The organism is Brevundimonas sp. UBA4553 (genome assembly GCF_002387245.1).
Lineage (GTDB): Bacteria > Pseudomonadota > Alphaproteobacteria > Caulobacterales > Caulobacteraceae > Brevundimonas.
Genome location: NZ_DGLD01000018.1, coordinates 1 through 1,313, shown reverse-complemented (window position 1 = coordinate 1,313; position 1,313 = coordinate 1). Strand labels below are relative to the sequence as shown.

Sequence of the window (1,313 nt, the reverse complement as noted above, 5' to 3'; positions counted from 1 at the left end):
TCGCGCTGGTTCCGCCCGCCGAGGTCACGCGGATATCCACTGTCCCCGTTCCGGCCGGAGCAGTCGCCGTGATCTGGGTCGCGCTATTGACCGTAAAGCCGGTCGCCGGCGTCCCCCCGAAATTCACCGCCGTCGCACCCGAGAAGTTGGCGCCCGTGATGATCACGCTCGTACCACCCGTGGCCGGACCCGCCGTCGGCGAGATCGAGGTCACCGTCGGCGCACCGACATAGGTGAACTGATCGGCGGCCGAGGTCGCGCTGGTTCCGCCGGCGGTCTTGACGCGTACGTCCACCGTCCCCGTTCCGGCCGGAGCAGTCGCCGTGATCTGGGTCGCGCTATTGACCGTAAAGCCGCTCGCCGCCGTCCCGCCGAAGGTCACCGCCGTCGCACCTGTAAAACCGGTCCCTGTGATCGTCACATTCGTGCCGCCCGTGGCCGGACCCGCCGTCGGCGAGATCGAACTCACTGTCGGGGCCGTCACATAGGTGAACTGATCCGCAACCGAGGTCGCGCTGGTCCCGCCGGCGGTCGTGACACGGATATCCACCGTCCCCGTCCCGGCCGGCGCCGTCGCCGTGATCTGGGTGGCGCTGTTGACCGTAAAGCCGGTCGCCGCCGTCCCGCCGAAGGTCACCGCCGTCGCACCTGTAAAACCGGTCCCTGTGATCGTCACATTCGTGCCGCCCGTGGCCGGACCCACCGTAGGCGAGATCGAACTCACTGTCGGGGCCATCACATAGGTGAACTGATCAGCGACCGAGGTCAGGCTGGTCCCGCCGGCGGTCGTGACACGCACATCCACCGTCCCCGTTCCGGCCGGCGCCGTCGCCGTGATCTGGCTGGCGCTATTGACCGTAAAGCCGGTCGCCGGCGTCCCCCCGAAATTCACCGCCGTCGCACCCGAGAAGTTGGCGCCCGTGATGATCACGCTCGTGCCACCCGTGGCCGGACCCGCCGTCGGCGAGATCGAACTCACCGTCGGGGCCGTCACATAGGTGAACTGATCGGCCGCCGAGGTCGCGCTGGTCCCGCCTGGCGTCGTGACACGCACATCCACTGTCCCCGTTCCGGCCGGCGCCGTCGCCGTGATCTGGCTGGCGCTATTGACCGTAAAGCCGGTCGCCGGCGCCCCCCCGAAATTCACCGCCGTCGCACCCGAGAAGTTGGCGCCCATGATGATCACGCTCGTGCCACCCGTGGCCGGACCCGCCGTCGGCGAGATCGAACTCACCGTCGGGGCTGTCACATAGGTAAACTGGTCCGCCGCCGAGGTCGCGCTGGTTCCGCCAGCCGTGGTCACGCGGATATCC

General features: G+C 68.5%; 1 protein-coding gene. It reads right to left on the bottom strand.

The features are described 5' to 3' along the window. Positions 1-1,313 (bottom strand): beta strand repeat-containing protein (locus tag B4A39_RS11785; protein WP_292036704.1); only part of this gene is annotated, 1,313 nt, incomplete at both ends.